Source organism: Xanthovirga aplysinae (genome assembly GCF_009711365.1).
Classification (GTDB): Bacteria; Bacteroidota; Bacteroidia; order Cytophagales; family Cyclobacteriaceae; genus Xanthovirga; species Xanthovirga aplysinae.
In genome coordinates, this window is the sequence record NZ_SMMB01000429.1 from 1 (window position 1) to 1,565 (window position 1,565).

Here is a 1,565-nt window from a genome sequence, read left to right on the forward strand (position 1 = left end):
AGTTGTTTTTCGAGCTGCTGAAAAGGAAAAACCGCCAATTCCTCCATCAAATCCACCGTCGATTTCTGCATTTTAACAGCAAGAAGCAATTTCTCAGATAATTCGTTGATGTTACTCATGAACATTTTATTAAATTATATATAGGATAACCACCCAATATGGATTGTTTATTCTTTAAGAGCATGTCTAAATGACGACCACCCCCCTAATCCGTAAAACTGAATGATTAAAGTAAATCAAAATGTCAGAACAGAGACATTAAGCATACTATTAGAAATTTTCTCGGCCTAGCTTACACATTATCCCTTCCATTTCATAGGAATGGTGTTACTTTTGTTGCTGATTTCACCAAGCCTCACACCAGAAAAAAAACAAGGGTCCCCCTTCAGCCTTTATCCGGAAAAAAGGAGACCACTACATACTACTTAACTTTCAAAGTTTTGAGACACTAGAGAAATAACTCCTAATCAACAAAAAGATCTAGTACCTATTAGTTTCCTTTCAAAACTCCATTGATAACATCTGGTGAACACTTCTAAATCCATTATTCTCAATAGCATTTAGGGAACCACTATTATATACGAAGAACTGTAAAAGACGATGGCCATCATCCACACAGGCGTAACCAATGGTCTTGTTTTCATCTTTCATTTCCCAGTGGTTTGCATAATTTGTCAGCACTTCCCACATTTCATCTTGGGGAGGAATCAGCGGCTTTCTCCATTCCGCTTTTAAAGGGTTTAGAATACTATTGTTCGTGATTTTATTGAAATGAAATTGTTTTTTCATGCCTATCGATTATTAATAGTTATTTTCTTTTACCCTTCTTTCTTTAAAGGGCCAATAATGATTAGTAAAAAAAGAAGAGAACCATTATTTCCATTGATGGTTCGTTCTTTTTTGTTTACAATAAGAACAGGGTATGATTTATAGGAAAGCGCACATTTTAAAATAGCCACCCAATCTCCTACAGAGGGAAGGTCATTCTTGCTTTCTGCTGAAAAACGCAAATTACCGGTTAGCTCCCCTTCCAAATCTCCATTTTCGGTTTTTACAACAAAGCGTTCTTTGTGTTCCAAAATAACTCTGCCTATACCAAAACCGGTAAGAGATTGCTGGGTTCTATATCTTTCTAAATCTTCCGTATGACCTAAGGCTTTTAAGAAACTACTGGTATTCGAAATTATAGGATTAGCTTTTGATGCATTATTTTCCATTGAATTCATTTATAAAATGGCACACTTGTGCCCATTTGCAGAATTACAAATGCGCTTAAAAATTCTGATTAATAAAGATTAATGAATTTGACAGGTGCTTCAAAACACTCAACAAGAAATGCTTATTGATGAAATAAAAATGTACAACACCTGTCACCTACACCGATAACAAGTGCTCCAAGGAATGTATAAATAGTGGTTTTTTATGCATGAGCTGTAAATGTAGTTCTAAATACTGAGTTTTCAAAAAATTAACCCACTCACCTATTCAGGTTTCAATTTAGTTGTTTACCCCAACCCCTTCAATTAGTTAATAGGGTCTTGAAATAAAACTAATCTTAAATTTCC

At 34.8% G+C, this 1,565-nt stretch carries 2 protein-coding genes; both read right to left on the minus strand.

Annotation, left to right across the window (positions count from 1 at the left end; genetic code table 11):
- Positions 1 to 501 precede the first annotated feature (501 nt).
- The gene (locus tag E1171_RS01575; RefSeq protein ID WP_155203409.1) at positions 502 to 789 is read right to left on the minus strand and encodes a hypothetical protein; all 288 of its coding nucleotides are present in this window, start codon (positions 787 to 789) and stop codon (positions 502 to 504) included.
- Positions 790 to 818: 29 nt separating this feature from the next.
- On the minus strand, positions 819 to 1,217 hold the full coding sequence (locus tag E1171_RS01580) for a ribosome small subunit-dependent GTPase A (RefSeq protein WP_155203412.1): 399 nt from the start codon (positions 1,215 to 1,217) through the stop codon (positions 819 to 821).
- Positions 1,218 to 1,565: the final 348 nt, after the last annotated feature.

What these genes read in the sequence shown, in the direction of transcription:
- E1171_RS01575 (WP_155203409.1), bottom strand. Translation starts at nt 789, where the DNA reads ATGAAAAAACAATTTCATTTCAATAAAATCACGAACAATAGTATTCTA.
- E1171_RS01580 (WP_155203412.1), bottom strand. Translation starts at nt 1,217, where the DNA reads ATGGAAAATAATGCATCAAAAGCTAATCCTATAATTTCGAATACCAGT.